This window comes from Proteus columbae (assembly GCF_009914335.1).
Lineage (GTDB): Bacteria > Pseudomonadota > Gammaproteobacteria > Enterobacterales > Enterobacteriaceae > Proteus.
Genome location: NZ_CP043925.1, coordinates 2,816,378 through 2,834,483 on the forward strand (window position 1 = coordinate 2,816,378; position 18,106 = coordinate 2,834,483).

13 protein-coding genes and 1 other RNA gene are annotated in these 18,106 nt (G+C 37.2%); 6 read left to right on the forward strand and 8 right to left on the reverse strand.

The window, feature by feature from the left end:
* Positions 1–27 precede the first annotated feature (27 nt).
* The 7 genes from gcvP to F1325_RS13495 all read right to left on the reverse strand — a co-directional run bounded on the left by gcvP (position 28) and on the right by F1325_RS13495 (position 9,405).
* Entirely contained in the window at positions 28–2,904 is a 2,877-nt protein-coding gene (gcvP, locus tag F1325_RS13465) for an aminomethyl-transferring glycine dehydrogenase (RefSeq protein WP_160230573.1), read from the reverse strand.
* 133 nt (positions 2,905–3,037) lie between these two features.
* Positions 3,038–3,430, reverse strand: a complete 393-nt coding sequence (gene gcvH, locus F1325_RS13470) for a glycine cleavage system protein GcvH (RefSeq protein WP_100159082.1) — start codon at positions 3,428–3,430, stop codon at positions 3,038–3,040.
* 34 nt (positions 3,431–3,464) lie between these two features.
* Positions 3,465–4,559, reverse strand: a complete 1,095-nt coding sequence (gene gcvT / locus F1325_RS13475) for a glycine cleavage system aminomethyltransferase GcvT (RefSeq protein ID WP_109371078.1) — start codon at positions 4,557–4,559, stop codon at positions 3,465–3,467.
* A gap of 414 nt (positions 4,560–4,973) precedes the next feature.
* Positions 4,974–6,209, reverse strand: a complete 1,236-nt coding sequence (ubiI, locus tag F1325_RS13480) for an FAD-dependent 2-octaprenylphenol hydroxylase (RefSeq protein ID WP_109371080.1) — start codon at positions 6,207–6,209, stop codon at positions 4,974–4,976.
* 69 nt (positions 6,210–6,278) lie between these two features.
* Entirely contained in the window at positions 6,279–7,451 is a 1,173-nt protein-coding gene (gene ubiH, locus F1325_RS13485) for a 2-octaprenyl-6-methoxyphenyl hydroxylase (protein ID WP_109371082.1), read from the reverse strand.
* A 13-nt stretch (positions 7,452–7,464) separates the two neighbouring features.
* The gene (gene pepP, locus F1325_RS13490) at positions 7,465–8,775 is read right to left on the reverse strand and encodes a Xaa-Pro aminopeptidase (RefSeq protein ID WP_109371084.1); all 1,311 of its coding nucleotides are present in this window, start codon (positions 8,773–8,775) and stop codon (positions 7,465–7,467) included.
* A 51-nt stretch (positions 8,776–8,826) separates the two neighbouring features.
* Positions 8,827–9,405, reverse strand: coding sequence for a YecA family protein (locus F1325_RS13495; RefSeq protein ID WP_109371086.1), 579 nt, complete (start codon positions 9,403–9,405; stop codon positions 8,827–8,829).
* A 176-nt stretch (positions 9,406–9,581) separates the two neighbouring features.
* Between F1325_RS13495 and zapA the strand changes: the two genes are divergently transcribed.
* From zapA to F1325_RS13525, 6 genes are all read left to right on the forward strand, one after another.
* Positions 9,582–9,911, forward strand: a complete 330-nt coding sequence (gene zapA / locus F1325_RS13500; RefSeq protein WP_023581530.1) for a cell division protein ZapA — start codon at positions 9,582–9,584, stop codon at positions 9,909–9,911.
* A 109-nt stretch (positions 9,912–10,020) separates the two neighbouring features.
* A non-coding RNA gene (gene ssrS, locus F1325_RS13505) (6S RNA) lies at positions 10,021–10,204 on the forward strand.
* Positions 10,205–10,376: 172 nt separating this feature from the next.
* Entirely contained in the window at positions 10,377–10,970 is a 594-nt protein-coding gene (locus F1325_RS13510) for a 5-formyltetrahydrofolate cyclo-ligase (protein WP_109371088.1), read from the forward strand.
* A 123-nt stretch (positions 10,971–11,093) separates the two neighbouring features.
* Positions 11,094–13,151: a peptidase domain-containing ABC transporter gene (locus F1325_RS13515; RefSeq protein ID WP_160230574.1), complete on the forward strand. Its 2,058-nt coding sequence runs from the start codon at positions 11,094–11,096 to the stop codon at positions 13,149–13,151.
* Between the two features lie 2 nt (positions 13,152–13,153).
* Entirely contained in the window at positions 13,154–14,515 is a 1,362-nt protein-coding gene (locus F1325_RS13520; protein ID WP_160230575.1) for an HlyD family type I secretion periplasmic adaptor subunit, read from the forward strand.
* 187 nt (positions 14,516–14,702) lie between these two features.
* On the forward strand, positions 14,703–16,643 hold the full coding sequence (locus F1325_RS13525; RefSeq protein ID WP_244313524.1) for a type I secretion system permease/ATPase: 1,941 nt from the start codon (positions 14,703–14,705) through the stop codon (positions 16,641–16,643).
* A 72-nt stretch (positions 16,644–16,715) separates the two neighbouring features.
* Here F1325_RS13525 and serA read toward each other — a convergent pair whose 3' ends face one another.
* Positions 16,716–17,966 (reverse strand): phosphoglycerate dehydrogenase, encoded by a 1,251-nt coding sequence (gene serA, locus F1325_RS13530; protein WP_109371094.1) that lies wholly within the window; start codon positions 17,964–17,966, stop codon positions 16,716–16,718.
* Positions 17,967–18,106: the final 140 nt, after the last annotated feature.

The following is an 18,106-nucleotide window of genomic DNA, read 5'->3' on the forward strand; positions in this document are numbered from 1 at the left end:
AATTTAAGAATATAGCTAGATTAAAGCTTATTCATAGTCACTAATTGGCGCACATGAACAATGTAAATGGCGGTCGCCATACACATCATCCAGACGTTTAACCGCTGGCCAATATTTGCTTTGTTTCGTTGCTTCACTTGGGAACACCGCACATTCACGACTATAACTATGTGACCACTCTTGCACTAATTCATATTGTGTGTGAGGTGCATTAACTAATGGATTGTCATCAATTGGCCATACGCCTTTATCTACTTGTGCAATTTCAGCACGAATAGAAAGCAGCGCTTCAATAAAGCGATCAATTTCAACTTTACTTTCAGACTCTGTTGGCTCAATCATTAATGTACCCGCAACAGGGAATGACATGGTTGGAGCGTGGAATCCATAGTCAATTAAACGCTTAGCTACATCCATTTCACTGATACCGTAATTCGCTTTTAATGGGCGAATATCGATAATACATTCATGTGCGACATAACCATCAGCGCCAGCATAAAGAATGTCATAATCATTTTTCAAACGTTGTGCGATATAGTTCGCATTTAAGATTGCCACTTGGCTTGCTTGTTTAAGCCCTTGTGCACCCATCATACGAATATACATCCAACTAATCGGTAGTATTGAAGCGCTACCAAATTGAGCCGCAGAAACAGCACCTTGTGTAGTGACATTTTCCATTTCAACAACAGAATGACCTGGTACAAATGGCGCTAAGTGTGATTTCACGCCAATAGGCCCCATTCCTGGACCACCACCACCATGAGGAATACAGAAGGTTTTATGTAAGTTTAAGTGAGAAACATCAGAACCAATAAAGCCCGGTGTTGTGATCCCCACTTGTGCATTCATATTGGCACCATCAAGATAAACTTGTCCGCCATATTGATGAATGATTTCACAGACTTCACGAATACCTTCTTCATAAACACCATGCGTTGATGGGTATGTCACCATCACACAAGAGAGTTCAGCTTGATGTTTTTCTGCTTTGGCTTTTAAGTCTGCAATATCGATATTGCCGTTATCATCACAACCGACCACCACCACTGTCATGCCTGCCATATGAGCAGAAGCGGGGTTAGTACCGTGTGCTGAACTTGGGATCAAGCAAATATGTCGCGCACCTTCACCACGGCTTTGGTGATAACGACGAATCGCTAATAAGCCCGCATATTCACCTTGCGCACCCGAGTTTGGTTGCATACACATCGCATCATAACCCGTTAATGCAGCAAGCCAATTGGATAGTTGTCCAATCATCACTTGATAGCCTTTCGCTTGATAGGCTGGGCAGAATGGATGTAGCTCTGTAAATTCAGGCCATGTAATAGGGATCATTTCAGCGGCAGCATTAAGTTTCATCGTACATGATCCTAATGGGATCATCGCTTGATTCAATGCTAAGTCTTTATTTTCTAAACGATGCATATAGCGCATCATTTCTGTTTCACTGTGATACTGATGAAAGTTTTCATGTGTCAGCACAGTGTCTTTACGTTGCATAGAAGCAGGAATTGATACTGATGAGGAGGCAACTTGTTTATCAAGTGCATCAATATCACCAGTTAATGCTTTACCACTAATAATTTCAACAAGCTTTAATACATCTTCACGCGTTGTAATTTCGCTTAGTGTTACACCTACAGCACCCACAATATCAGTACGTAAGTTAATTTCGGCATCTTTAGCGCGTTGTAATACAGCGGCTTTATCGGCGGTATCAATCGTTAATGTATCAAACCAAGTTTTATGGCGTAATACCATACCGTTTTGTTGTAAACCCGCAGCTAAAATATCCGTTAAACGATGAATACGTTGAGCGATGGTTTTTAACCCTTCTGGCCCATGATAAACCGCATACATAGCCGCGATATTGGCAAGTAAAACTTGGGATGTACAAATATTCGAGTTCGCTTTTTCACGACGAATATGCTGTTCACGCGTTTGCATCGCCATACGTAATGCACGATTACCCGCAGCATCGCGAGAGACACCAATAATACGACCCGGCATCGCACGTTTATATTCATCACGGCAAGCAAAGAATGCCGCATGTGGGCCACCGTAACCCATTGGGACACCAAAACGTTGCGCTGAGCCTAATACGATATCAGCACCTTGATGACCTGGCGCAGTGAGAACCACCAGCGCCATTAAATCAGCGGCAACACTAGTAATTATTTTGCGCTCTTTTAGTGCGGCTAATAACTTGCTGTGATCATGAACTTCGCCCGTTGTGCCGACTTGTTGTAATAGCACACCAAAGACACCTTCAAGCTCTAATACTTTTTCAGCTTTATCAACAACAACCTCAAAACCAAAAGTATCTGCACGAGTTCTGACAACATCTAAGGTTTGAGGGTGAATATCATCAGCGACAAAGAAACGATCCGCATTTTTCAGTTTGCTTACACGTTTTGCCATTGCCATTGCTTCAGCTGCGGCCGTTGCTTCATCTAGCAACGATGCAGAAGCGAGATCCATTCCTGTATAATCAATTGTAACCTGTTGGAAATTCAATAGTGATTCTAGACGACCTTGAGAAACTTCTGGCTGATAAGGTGTATAAGCGGTATACCAACCTGGATTTTCTAATAAATTACGCAAAATCACAGGAGGCAATACAGAAGGTGCGTAACCCATTCCAATGTAAGAAGTAAAACGTTTATTTTGGCTGGCGATCGCTTTTAATTCAGCCAAGGCTTCTTGCTCTGTTGCCCCTGCACCCACATTCGGTGGTGTTTCTAATTGAATATTATTTGGAACAATTTTTTGAGTTAATTCATTTAATGAGGAGACGCCAACAGCACTGAGCATCTCTTTAATCTGTTCTGGTGATGAGCCAATATGGCGACGAATAAATTCATCGCGATACTCTAACTGATTTAAAGTCTGTGTCATTGCAAGTAATTTCCTGAATTCACTATGAATGGATAGGTAAATAGCACAAGGCTTAAAGCGCGTTGAGATAGCATTACGATAACAAGCTAACAAATAAAAACGCCCCGACATTGATTTGACGGGGCGCTTCGTTTTACTCTTCGCTATCTACCAGTTCTTGATAACCGGCGGCATCAAGTAAGTCATCTAATTCGCTTTCATTATTTGCTTTAATGCGAAATAACCAACCTTCTCCGTAAGGCGCACTGTTCACCAGTTCTGGAGAACCATCTAACTCTTCATTTACTGCGATAATTTCACCCGATAATGGTGCGTAAATATCTGATGCTGCTTTTACTGATTCCGCTACCGCACAATCATCACCAGCTGCGACTTCTCTACCCACTTCTGGTAGATCAACAAACACCATGTCACCTAATAATTCCTGTGCATGTTCAGTAATACCGATAGTGTATTCACCATTGCCTTCTGAACGGATCCACTCATGAGATTGTGCGTATTTTAATTCACTAGGTATTTGACTCATTGACCTTACTCTCCATTTAAAATAATTGTACGTGTTATACCAATGCTTTACCTGAACGAACAAAACCAGGTTTTACCACTTCTACTGGCATCTCACGATTACGCATTAATACAATTGCGCTATCTTTTATACCTGCTGGAACTCTTGCTAATGCAATACTAAAGCCTAATGTAGGCGAAAAAGTACCACTTGTAATAATACCTTCTCTTAACTCACCTAAATCATCAGTAAAGTGTACGGCAGTGCCAGCACGCAACACACCTTTCTCTCGCATTACAAGACCAACAAGTTTATCTGTGCCTGTTGCGCGTAATTTTTCTAATGCTTCTCGACCAATAAATTGACGATCTTCTGGTGCCCATGCAATCGTCCATCCCATATTTGCTTCAAGTGGATTAATCGTTTCATCCATCTCTTGGCTATAGAGGTTCATTCCCGCTTCTAGGCGTAATGTGTCTCTTGCACCTAATCCTGCGGGTTTAACTCCCACAGCTAATAATTTTTTCCAAAAATCGACTGCTTGCTCTTTTGGCATTGCGATTTCATAGCCAGCTTCACCGGTATAGCCCGTTGTCGCAATAAACAAGTCTCCAAGCTCTACACCATAGAAAGGCTTCATGGCAGAAACGACTTGGCGTTGCGCTTCGCTTAATAAGCTTTGTACTTTCTCTTGTGCATGAGGACCTTGAACAGCGATTAATGCTAAATCGTCACGAACAGTGATATTAACCACATAATCTGAAGCATGTTGTTCAATCCACGCGAGATCTTTTTCACGAGTAGCAGAATTCACAACGAGACGATAGAAAGAGTCATCAAAGTAATAGACGATAAGATCATCAATTACACCACCTGATGCATTTAGCATACCGGTATAAAGCGCCTTACCTTTTTCGGTGAGTTTAGCGATATCATTCGCTAATAAATAACGTAGAAAATCTTTAACTTGTGAGCCATGTAAGTCAACAATGGTCATATGAGAAACATCAAACATACCTGCATCACGACGTACAATATGATGTTCATCTATTTGGGAGCCATAATGCAAAGGCATCATCCAACCATGAAAATCGACCATACGAGCACCGCAGGCTACGTGCTCATCATACAACGGAGTCTGTTTTGCCATTCTTCCCTCTTTCTACTTTTACTTTAGATTATTCAGAGAACGTAATTTGTTAAATATAAAATTAAACTTGATTTGAAATCATAGTGTTAATCTCAAACTTAAGTTTATTTTTAAACATTGATTTAACAAATACGAGCAATTAACGTACAACGCAAACGATACCATCCCCTTGAACTTAGCATTGTGAGAAAAAATAAACCATAAGTTAAAATAGGGTATTGTGTCTCCTAATCATAATGTAGACATATGGGTATGCAGAACTAATGATTGCAATTATGCGTATCAGCGCTCATTTTTAGCGAGGAATTACTGAAAAAAGGGAATTAGTGCAAAGAATAGACTGAAAAAATAGATTTTTTTAGTTCTATTTCTTCAGTCAGATATAAATAAAAGTAATGTGAAATAAGAGAGAAATTAGATTTTTTCAACTGAAGTGAAATTTTTATTACTTAACCATTCAGGTAAATCAGAAAGTCCCATTGCTTGCTCAAGTAACTTAGGTTTTACCCCCGGTAAACTATCCGCTAACGAAAGACCGATATCTCGAACCAGTTTTTTAACAGGGTTATTGCCAGCAAAAAGTTCACGAAATCCTTGCATACTTGCCAACATCACCGCGGCTGCATGTTTGCGGCGGCGTTCAAATCGTCTCAAATAGAGATATTCACCAAAATCTTTACCTTCAGCTTTTAAGCGGCGAATTTCACCAATTAACTCTGCGACATCCATAAAACCAAGGTTAACACCTTGTCCAGCTAAAGGGTGGATAGTATGAGCAGCATCGCCTAGTAACGCTAAGCGAGGAGCGGCAAATTGGCGAGCATAACGACCTGTTAATGGTATGGTCATGCGATCACTTATTAATTCACATTGACCTAAACGCATATCAAAGGTCACACCCAATGTGCGCTCAAATAAGCTTTTTTCTGCGCTTTTATAACGTTCAGCAAGGTTGCTTGGTAAAGACCAAACAATAGAACAAGTATGAGGATCAGAAAGAGGCAGAAATGCCAAAATACCTTCGCCATGAAAAACTTGGCGCGCAACATTTTCATGAGGTTGCTCGGTACGAATAGTGGCAACTAATGCGTGATGTTCATAGTCCCAAAACGTCAGTGGAATATCAGCATGTTTACGTAGCCATGAATTAGCACCATCAGCGCCCACAACAAGTCTTGCGGTTAACATTTCGCCATCATTAAGGGTAATGAAAGCATCGTTTTCCCCCCACACTACACGCTCAATTTGTGTTGATGAATAGAAGGTAATATCACTATGGCTTTCACATTTTTGCCAAAGCACTTCACGAATAAGGTTATTTTCGATAATAGAGCCTAAGTGACTGAATCCTTCTTTTTGTGCTGAAAACTCAATACGGCCAAAGCTATCTTGATCCCAAACTTCCATGCCTTGATAAGGTGCTGTTCGTAATGCTTGCAAATTTTCCCAAACACCTAGTTTTTTCAGCAGCATTTCACTGGCTGTATTAATAGCAGATACGCGTAATGAAAAATCATCTTGTGGGTGAAAAAGCGTCGTTACTGGGTGATTTTCTATTATCGCTATACGTAATCCACACCCGTGTAATCCGCTGGCTAATGCAAGCCCAACCATTCCACCACCAGCAATAACAACATCAAATGATTTCATAATAAAAGTATCCTAAAAAGCGATTATATTTAATTCGAATAAAAATTGACCATCAAAGATCAACACGCTCTAGTCTGTCCAGCCAAGTGTTTGATGCGCCAATTTATCTCTCATCATTGGGAGTAATTCCATCGTCATTAGCCCTAAGTTGCGAGAAACAATCAGTGGCACACAACGATTTGCAAACACTTTCACCAACCCATCAGTAATAGAGATTGTTTTTTCTCTATCTTGTTGGCGAAGTTGTTGATATTGAGAGAGTACTCGATAACTACCAATATCAGTATTGGCATTAATCGCTTGGGTGATCGTATTGGCGAGAGCCATAACATCACGTAAACCAAGGTTAAAACCTTGTCCTGCAATAGGATGAAGTGTTTGCGAGGCATTTCCAACTAACGCTAAACGATGACCAATAATTTGATTAGCTTTTTGTAGCGCTAAAGGGTAGCAATTTCGCTTACCAATATGCTCTATCTTTCCTAAACGCCAGCCAAAGTCACGCTGTAAATGTGCGATAGTTGTTTCATCATCCCACTGTGAAACTTCATCCAATTTTTCAATAGGATGACACCATACTAATGAGCTACGCCCTTCACTCATTGGTAACATGGCTAATGGACCAAACTCCGTAAAACGCTCAAAAGCTTTGCCTTGAGGATCAATTTCTGTTTTGACATTAGCGATCACTGCCACTTGATGGTAAGGCTCTCGTTGCCATTGAATATGGCACTGGTGACCAATAGGTGAATGAGTACCATCAGCAGCAATCAGTAAATCACCCGATAATTGCGAACCATCATCAAGTGTTACCTCAACAGAATCGATATTACGTTGAACTTGTTCAACTTTAGCGGGGCAATAAAGCGTGATATTAGATTGTTTTTTTAACTTAGCAAAAAGCTGACGCCCAGCATCATGCAATTCAATAACATAACCCAGTGCTGAGATATCATAGTCTTGTGCATGAATATTAACAAAACCACAATGACCTTTATCAGAGACATGAACATGATTAATGGGAGTGACAAAAGGTTTTAATGTTGACCAAAGCCCGATTTGCTCTAACCGTTTCGCTGTTCCATGTGCTAATGCGATGGCTCTTGCATCAAACCCAGGGTGCCCATTGTCAGGCTCTCTTGCTTCAATTAACGAAATTGAAATCTTACCTTTATTTAATGCACAGAGAGCAAGTGCTAATGTCGCACCTGCCATTCCACCACCCACAATAATCACATTCATGCTGATTTTAGCCTTAAATTTTTCCTGCCATCAGAGCTTCAATTTCATCAGGATCTTTAACGACAGATGCCGTTAAATTCTCATTGCCTGTTTCCGTGATAACAATGTCATCTTCAATACGAATACCAATGCCACGATACTCTTGTGGCACATCTGCATCTGGCGCAATGTAAAGTCCCGGTTCAATGGTCAGTACCATGCCCGGTTCTAAAATGCGGTCACGCTCCGTGCCATAATGTCCAACATCATGAACATCAAGACCTAGCCAATGGCTTAAGCTATGCATAAAGAAACGCTGATAAGCTTTTGTCTCAATAAGATGCTCGATTTCACCGTGCATAATGCCCAGTTTAACCAGTCCTTCGACCATGATATACACGACATGCTCAGTGACTTCTTTGATACTTGTACCAGGTTTGTACAATTCCAAAGAAACATTGATGGATTTTAAGACTATGTCATAAATTTCACGTTGTTGACGGCTAAATTTACCATTAACAGGGAAAGTACGGGTGATATCACCGGCATAACCTTCATATTCACAGCCTGCATCAATAAGGACTAAATCCCCATCACGCATTTTGGTTTCGTTTTCGGTGTAGTGCAAAATACAACCATTTTCACCACTGCCGACAATACTGTTATACGAAGGGAAACGCGCACCATGAGAGGTAAACTCATGTTCAATCTCACCTTGAAGTTGATATTCATACATACCCGGCTGACATTTTTGCATCGCACGCGTATGTGCTAATGCGGTAATTTTTCCGGCTTTACGCAGTAATTCAAGTTCAAAATCAGATTTAAATAGGCGTTGCTCATGAACAATTGGACGCCAATCAATGATAGTTTGTGGTGCTTTTAAGTTACGACGAGAACCTTTTCTTAAGGTGTCTAATGCACCAAAGACTATCTCATCAGCAAACGCATATTCACCTTGAGCATGATAAACAACATCTAACCCGTTTAATAATTGGTACAGTTGCTCACCAACATCTTCATAAGGTAGCGCCTTATCAACACCTAATTTTTCAGGTGCAGCTTCTTGTCCAAGGCGACGACCAAACCAAATTTCAGCGGTTAAATCTCTAACGCGATTAAAAAGCACACTGTGATTATGTGTTTCATCACTTTTAATCAGCACAAGAATAGCTTCAGGCTCGCTGAAACCAGTTAGATAAAGGAAATCACTATGTTGGCGATAAGGATACTCACTATCGGCATTACGTTGCGCTGGTGGTGCGGCAAAAAAGATAGCTGCACTCGCAGGCTTCATTTGAGCTAATAATGCCTGACGACGGGATAAAAATTCTTGCTTATTCATACCCACTCCTGTCTTTCATTTATCTTTATGGTTATCTAATTAATGATGAAATTAATGTAGTACACGTTGCTCATTTTGTTTGTCATTTCCTTTGTCTTTTGGTGCGACAAAAGTGATATAACAAAGTTGAACGGATACTTTTACATATTCACTGACTTCTTCAAGTGCATCTTCAAGTTCTTCTTGGTTTTCGTCTTCTTCATAACCTAGCGCACCAATATTACGCAAATCAGTAATCACTTCGGTCAATTCTTTATGATCAGACAACTTAGGTTGAGCAACACCCAGACCTAAAAGAAAATGATTAACCCATCCCGCAAGGGCATCGGCTCTTAGAAAAACAGATTCAGATTCGTCAGGTACTAACATAGAGAAGTTGAACACACTGTCATCGAGCTGTTCATAGGTGATGTGATAAAGCTCTTCAAGTGGCTCTGATAACGTTTTAGGAAAAGCTAAACCCTCATTAGTCAGATCGTGTAATAAGGTTTTCCAACTGTTATCGCGCACTGCACCGCAAATAAATCCTGTAATCAAACCATGCATTTCAGCCGCGGTTAAAGGTACTGTATGTTGCTGTAATAATGCATCAATAGTTTGATAATTCGGTAATGTGTTCTGTTTTGACATAAGAATAAACGTCGCATTTAGGGGAATAGTTCAAGATATGCTACCATCAATAGAAGTCGCTGTACCAGTTAAGCCATGTTAATCATTGGAATTTTTGCAGTAATAGCGTTTAATACAGCGTTATAACCGTATACACTACTAAACACGTAGCACAGATTTTATGTCAGGAAGGAATCATGTCCGCACAACCCGTTGATCTTCAAATTTTTGGGCGCTCATTACGTGTCAATTGCCCACCAGAACAAAGAGATGCTTTACTGGCTTCTGCTGCTGAACTGGAACAACGATTACAAGATCTCAAAGAACGCAGTGGTGTTTCCAACACAGAGCACTTAATTTTTATCGTGGCATTAAATATGAGTCATGAGTTGGCAGAAGAAAAGTTAAAAACCAGAGACTATGCCTACAACATGGAAGAGAAGATAAAAATGCTACAACAATCCATTGAACAAGCTTTACACGATCAAGGCAAGCATCATGATCGCACTTTTTCAACTGCGAAGTAGATTTGTTCAGAAAGCACGCGTACACCACGAAATTCACAGATAATAGGTTGCTTTCTACAATTAAAATAATACAATAGTTCATAGATAAGGTGCTTAACGCACCCACCAAATTTCTCTGAGATGTTTGCCAGCGGGCCAGTCCCCTGAGCCGATATTCGAAACACATAGAACGTGGTGATCTGTTGCTTGTGAGCATACCCGATTCGTTCAGGCAGCCTAATGGTAGCAACACTATGTTCACCTTGGACCATGGGTTCAAGGGTTACAGCTTGCGGCGGCATCTTGGAGACCTCCATTTAAGTTCTAAACACTGAGTATTTTATAAATGCTTAATGTTTAGAACTTTTTTTATACCCTTTTCCCTTATCCAATCTTGGCTTTTCTCTTTTTTACCTCTAAAGTGTAATAAATTGATGTTAATGATACTTCATCATTAACACTAACGACTTACTGATGGGTTGATGAATGATAGAAGCCTCACTTTTTCAGCAAAGAGATGAAATACGCAAGTCTATCCGCCAAAAGAGACGCTTACTCACTCAAGAGCAACAGCAGGACGCTGCGCTAAAACTATGCGAGCAAGTTCTTACTCACCCTAAAATCAAACAAGCGCAGACGATTGCACTGTTTCTTTCTTTTGATGGTGAAATTGATACATCACCTTTGATCTCCCAGCTATGGGCATTAAATAAACAAGTTTGCTTACCTGTATTGCATCCCTTTCATCGCCATCACCTCCTTTTTTTACGCTACACACCGTCTACTACATTAGTAAAAAATCGCTTTAATATTTCAGAGCCGCCTTTAAATGTGAACATGGTGATTCCTATCTCTAGTATTGATATTATTTTTACGCCGTTAGTAGCTTTTGATGAACAAGGTCAACGATTAGGTATGGGGGGCGGTTTTTACGATAGAACACTAGAAAACTGGCAACAAAAATCATTTTACCCAATGGGATTAGCGCATACTTGCCAACAAGTTGCTCACCTTCCTATTGCAAATTGGGATGTGCCATTACCTGAAATTATTACACCAGAAAAGATCTGGCATTTTTAGTTTTGTATTAGTACTAGATTAAGATTAATAATTATCATCTGTGTTTTTTTATATTTTTGATAAAAAAAATAATATTAAATACCTTTTTATATTTTTCAGCTATACAAAAGGTATTTTATTGTCATGGATAATAAAACAGAAAGTCACCTAATAAAAAGCATTAGTATTATTATCAATCTAACTAAAAAGAGAGAAATAGAAATAAAAAAAGACTCTAATATAAACTCATTAGAAAATGAACATCAATTTAAACTAAAAAAAACAAAAAAATCACTTATTTTAAAAAAAATAGAACATCACATTATTTTTTTAGATAATAAAAACAACACATTTATATTATTAAAAAAAAATGAAAACACATATCTGATTTATAATCTGCAAACAGATAAAACAGAAAATCTAAGTCAAAGCCAATTCAATTCATTAAACATTACACAATGTTATTACCTTTGCTTTAAAGAAAATCCATTTTTTAGTCTCTCATGGTTTTTTACAGTAATAAAGAAATACAAACTTATCTTTATAAATATCCTTTTTTACTCACTCATTCTTCAACTATTAATGCTCACATCGCCTTTTATAATACAAATTATTATGGATAAAGTGATTATCCATCAGTCTCTATCAACACTAGATGTTTTAATTATTGGTTTAATTTTTATTGCTATTCTAGAAGGGACACTAAAAGGAATTCGAGAATATATTTATCAACACACAGCAAATAAAATTGATATAACGTTAAGTCTAAAACTCGCTCAACACTTGTTTAGACTTCCTATCGGCTATTTTAAATCACGTCAAACCGGTGCCATTGTTGCTCGAATAAAAGAATTAGATATTATACGAGAATTTATAACAAAAACACTGTTACTGTTATTTGTTGATTCTTCTTTTATTTTTTTATTTATATTTGCAATGGCAATATTATCGCTAAAGCTAACATTAATATTTATTTCGACAATTCCTCTTTATCTTATTTTAGCTAAATTACTTGCCCCAAAAATAGAATTTGCAGTTCAGCATCTTTATCAAAAAGTTGCAGTCAATACTGCCTTTCTTACTGAAAGCTTAGGTGGTATTGAGACAATTAAAAGCCTTTCTCTTGAGCCAAGATTTACACAACAATGGTATACACAAATACATAAACTAACAGGTGAAAGCGAAAAGCTTCAAAATATTGATAATTTATCTCGCTTTATTGTGTCATTTATAAATAAAACAACAGTTGCACTACTCTTATGGGTAGGGGCTTGTGAAGTTATTTCGCTCTCAATGACAATAGGTCAGCTTATTGCTTTTACGATGCTACTTGGCTATTGCTTACAACCTTTAGCGACAGCTATTGATGTTTGGGGAAAATATATCAAAACAAAAACAGCAATCTACAACTTACAAGATATACTTAACCTTCCTAAAGAACAAAATAGTTCAATATTAGAAACAAATATTAAGGGGGGAATTACCTTTGATAATGTCAGTTTTCATTATCAAAATCATACGCCTGCTATTTTAAATAATATTTCATTACATATAAAAAGACATGAAATTATTGGTATTGTTGGAACATCAGGATCAGGAAAAAGTACTTTAGCACGCATGATCTCAGGTCTTTATATTCCACAATCAGGTCATGTCACACTTGATAATATTCCTCTTTCACAACTTAATTTAAATAGAGTACGCCAGCAAATAGGTATTATTCTACAACAAAATTTTTTATTTAATCTCAGTGTGTTTGATAATATCCGACTCACTCGACAAAATGCCTCTTTAGAAGACGTTATTTACGTAGCAAAACTAACGGGTGCTCATGAATTTATTTTAAAACTACCATTAGGTTATGACACTATTATTGCAGAGGGAGGACAATCCTTATCAGGAGGACAACGCCAACGTATTGCGATTGCAAGAGCCTTATTATCTTCGCCTAAAATTTTAATCTTTGATGAAGCCACCAGCGCATTAGATGATGAATCTCAGGCTATTATCCAAGAGCACCTTCCTCTTATTGCAAAAGAGAGAACCGTTATCATTATTGCTCATCGACTTTCAACGGTGAGAACTTGCCATCGTATTATTGTGTTGGAAAAAGGCAACCTTATTGAAGAAGGAACACATAAGGAATTAATTGCAAAAAATAGCCACTACAAAAAACTTTGGCAACGTCAACAAGGATGTTGAGTATGAACCTAAATATAAAATCTGCACTTTCTAAAGTATTTCATCGTAATAAAAAGAATATTAATTATGATTTCTACCCTAATCATATTGCACTTATTGAAAAACCTTTAACGCCATATAGTCGTTATATTGCGTCAATTATTTCATTCAGTGTTATCGCTTTTCTTATGTGGGCCTATTTAGGTAAATTAAATGTGCAATCATCTGCAACAGGTAAACTTATTGTTGCAGGGCATTCTCAAGTTATTCAAATTTATGAGCATAGCCGCCTTGCTGTCCTTCATGTAAAAGAGGGACAAAAAGTAAATCAAGGTGATGCATTATTAACACTCGATATACTGGGTGTTGATGAGGAAGTTAAGGGAATACAGAAAAAAATAGATAGCCTGCTGTTACTTAAACTTCGTTATCAAGCATTAAGCCAAGAAACATCTCCACAAAAACTTTATCATTTTAATAAATTAGATGAAAAAACAAAAAAATCCATTCTTATCAGTTACCAAAAAGAAAAAGATGAATTTGAAAGTAATATAAATTTAATTGATGCCGAAATCGAGGTTAATAATAAAAATCAAACCATGATCCATAATGAACTATTATCATTAAATATATTAAAGGAAAATATTAAACAACGTTTTATTCTTAAGAAAAAGCTCTTTATAAAAAAAATAATTAGCCAAATGGAATATCTAGAAAATGAAAAAGAGTTATTAGAAATAAACCGAGTCATTACAATTAAGAATGCTGAATATCAACTTATTAAGAGTCAAGAGAAAAAACTAAATGAAAATTTAGATAATTTGGAGAAGCAGAAAAAATTAGAATGGCATGATAAATATAAACAGTATGAAAGTGAACTATTAATTTATAGCCAAAATCTTAATCATGCCCAAAAACGACAACAGCTAAAAATCGTCCGTTCTCCCGTTGCTGGTACTGTACAACAAATCACAAATTACACACTTGGCAGTATCTTACAACCATCACAACAAGTGATGACGATAATCCCTGATAATCAACACAATATAGCAGAAGTTAATATTCTCAATAAAGATATTGGTTTTATTCATGTAGGGCAAAAAGCAATGATAAAAATAGATGCTTTTCCTTACACTCGTTATGGCACCTTAGAAGGAAATATAACTAATATCGCCAGAGATTCCGTTCAACATGAGCAGCTAGGTTTAGTTTATCCCGCAACAATTGAACTAAATACGCAAATGATAGAAAGCAATAATCAACAATATAACCTTGCTCCAGGAATGTCTTTAATCGCTGAAATTATTATCGATAGACGTCGTGTTATTGACTATTTCTTAAGCCCAATAGAAGTTTACCGTCATAACGCACTAACAGAAAAATAATAAGATGCTGAATATCATGAATAATATTAATTTAGAGAAAGAAAAAAAATATCACTCATCAATTATTGATGGACTAATTTATTTTTCAAAAACACAAAGTGGAAAGATAAAAAAATAGCAAGTTATTCATTTTCTGGGTAAAGAAGATCATCTTAATAAATGGGATATTCTTGAAGCCATTCAACTTTTGGAATTAAAAGGTGATTTCTGCTTATTCGATTATAATGAGCATTTTATTATCGATACCCTTATAGAAATAAATGATTCTTGGTATATATTAAAAAAAATAAAAGAAAAAACATTAATTATTATAAATCCTAAAAATAATATAAAAACCGAACATATCATTGATAAAGAAAAAAAGCTTAATACATTACAACTTATTGCTAAAGAGCCCTCTTCATCATTATCAAAATTTAATCTAAATTGGTTTATTCCTTCTATACTAAAGCAGAAAAAATCATTATTCCTGTTTTTTATTTTATCTTGTTGCATTCAACTTTTTGCTCTAGTGAATCCCATTATTTTTGAAAAATTTATCGATACCGTTTTAACGGGGAGAAATTTATCTAATTTACATCTATTTGGCTGTCTATTCGTCTTAATTGCTATCACGGAACCCATATATCTTTTTTTGCGAGATAAGTTATATGCATTTATATCTTGTCAATTAAGTGCTGAATTTTCAGGAAAAGCGTATCAACATCTCGTCCGCTTACCGAGTCATTTTTTTACTCAACGCCCATCTGGACAAATCATTGCTCGTATACAAGAGCTTTCACATATCAGACAATTTATTACTGGTTCAGCATTGATGATGGTGCTTGATCTTATTTTTATTGCTGTGTTTATCTTTGTGATGTTTATTTATTCATCAACCTTAACGTGGATAACATTAAGTTCTTTAGTTCTTTATTTTATATTTTGGCTTATTCTAGGACCTATCATTCGTTATTGGGTAAAGCAAGAATATCAAACCAACGCAGATAATATTAGTCTACTGACAGAAGCGATAAATGGCATAGAAACCATTAAAGTGACGGCGACAGAAAATCATTTTATAGAAAAGTGGCAATACAAGTTGACCGATCACATCAATAAACGTTTTTCAGGTGCTAAAAAAGCGTTATTCGCTCAGCAATTTATTTTTATTATTCATAAGATCACTACTGCAATTATTTTATGGCAAGGCGTCAATTTCATTATTAATGCACAAATGACCGTAGGTGAACTTATCGCGTTTAATTTATTTGCCGCCCATATTACACAACCTATTTTACGTTTAGCGCAATGTTGGCAAGATTTTCAACAAACATCCATTTCTTTGCGCCGTATTGGTGATATTTTAAGTAATCCCACAGAACACCAATACCAAGGATTAGCTACCGTTCCTAAAATAACAGGGAGCATTACTTTTTCAAATGTCTATTTTCGTTACACAGACAAGACACCTGATGTTATTGAGTCACTTTCTTTATCTATTCCAGCAGGGAAATTTATTGGTATTACAGGGCGTTCTGGCTCAGGAAAAAGTACTCTTACTCGCTTAATTCAACGTTTCTATACGCCCCAACAAGGAAAAATTTATATTGATGGCATGGATTTAGCTATCGCTGATCCTTTATCTCTACGCCAAAGCATGAGTATCGTTTTACAAGAGAGCTTTTTATTTAGTGGCTCTATTTTTGAAAATATTCATTTATCAAAACCGAATGCGAGTGAAGAAGAAATAACAGAAGCGGCTCGACTTGCTGGCGCTTTAGATTTTATTAATCAACTTCCTTTAGGATTTAATACACAAGTAGGAGAAAGAGGCGCTAATTTATCAGGCGGGCAACGCCAGCGTATTGCACTTGCTAGAGCCTTATTAACTAATCCACGTATTCTTATTTTAGATGAAGCAACATCTGCATTAGACTATGAGTCTGAAGCACAAATTTTAGCGAATTTACCTCAAATTTGTAAAAACAGAACCGTAATAAGTATTGCACACCGTCTTAATACATTAGCGCATTCAGATTATATTTATGTAATAGATAAAGGGCAGGTATTAGAAGAAGGCTCTCACTCCCATTTATTAGAAAACCAAGCACTCTATTACCAATTATGGCAGCAACAAATTCAATAAATAAAGATTAAAAGATACAAAAAAGGCTCGATATTTCGAGCCTTCAATATATTACGAATAATTTATTAATAATTAGTAAAGCATACGAGCGCGGATTGTTCCCGGTAATGCTTTGATTTTTTGTAACACTAACTCAGCTTGAGCTTTCGTTTGTGTTGTAATATCGATCACAACATAACCTACGTTACCTGACGTACGTAAATATTGCGCGGCTACGTTGATATTTTCTTCAGTAAACACTTTGTTGATGCTATTCATCATACCTGGGCGGTTTTCATGAATATGCAGTAAACGGTTTACATCGTCGCCGTGGCTTGGCAGTGATACTTCTGGGAAATTAACAGCAGATAATGTAGAGCCGTTATCTGAATATTTCGCTAATTTACCCGCAACTTCATAGCCAATGTTTTCTTGCGCTTCTTGAGTTGAACCACCGATATGTGGTGTTAATATCACATTGTCAAATTTGATAAGTTCAGAAACAAACGGATCGTTAGGATCGTTATTCGCACCCGGCTCTGATGGGAATACGTCAACCGCAGCACCAGATAAATGTTTTGATTCTAACGCTTGAGCCAATGCAGGAATATCAACCACCGTACCACGAGAAGCGTTGACAAGAATTGCTCCCGGCTTCATGCGCTGAATTTCTTCATGTCCAATCATATTCTTGGTTGATGGTGTTTCTGGCACATGTAAGCTGACAATGTCACACATATTCAACAGTTCAGAGAGATGACGAATTTGCGTTGCATTACCTAATGGCAGTTTGTTTTCAATATCATAGAAATAAACATCTAAACCCACACTTTCGGCTAAAATACCTAATTGTGTGCCAATGTGACCATAACCAATAATACCCAGTTTTTTACCTCGTGCTTCAAAACAGCCTTTGGCTTGTTTATCCCAAACACCACGATGGGCTTTCGCATTGGCTTCAGGAATACGACGCAATAATAACAGTAATTCGCCAAGCACCATCTCAGCCACGGAACGGGTGTTTGAGAAAGGTGCGTTGAAAACAGGAATACCACGACGGGCAGCAGCCTCTAAATCAACCTGATTGGTACCAATACAAAAGCACCCCACTGCAACTAATTTTTCAGCCGCAGCAAAAATCTCTTCCGTTAAATGAGTGCGGGAACGAAGACCAACAAAACGTGCATCACGGATAGCTTCTTTTAATTCTTCGTCCGATAATGCACCTTTGTGATATTCAATATTGGTATAACCCGCAGCTCTTAAATTTTCTACTGCACTTTGGTGCACACCTTCGAGGAGTAGAAACTTTATTTTTTCTTTTTCCAAAGATACTTTGACCATTTACCCTGCCCTATCGTTATTACATTTAATGAAAAACAAAATCCTGTCTCAACAACATAACAAAAATAGATTTTGTGGCAATACAACCGATTGCTGTGATGACAGAATAAGCGGTAAAGAAAGCGATTTTCTACCGAGTA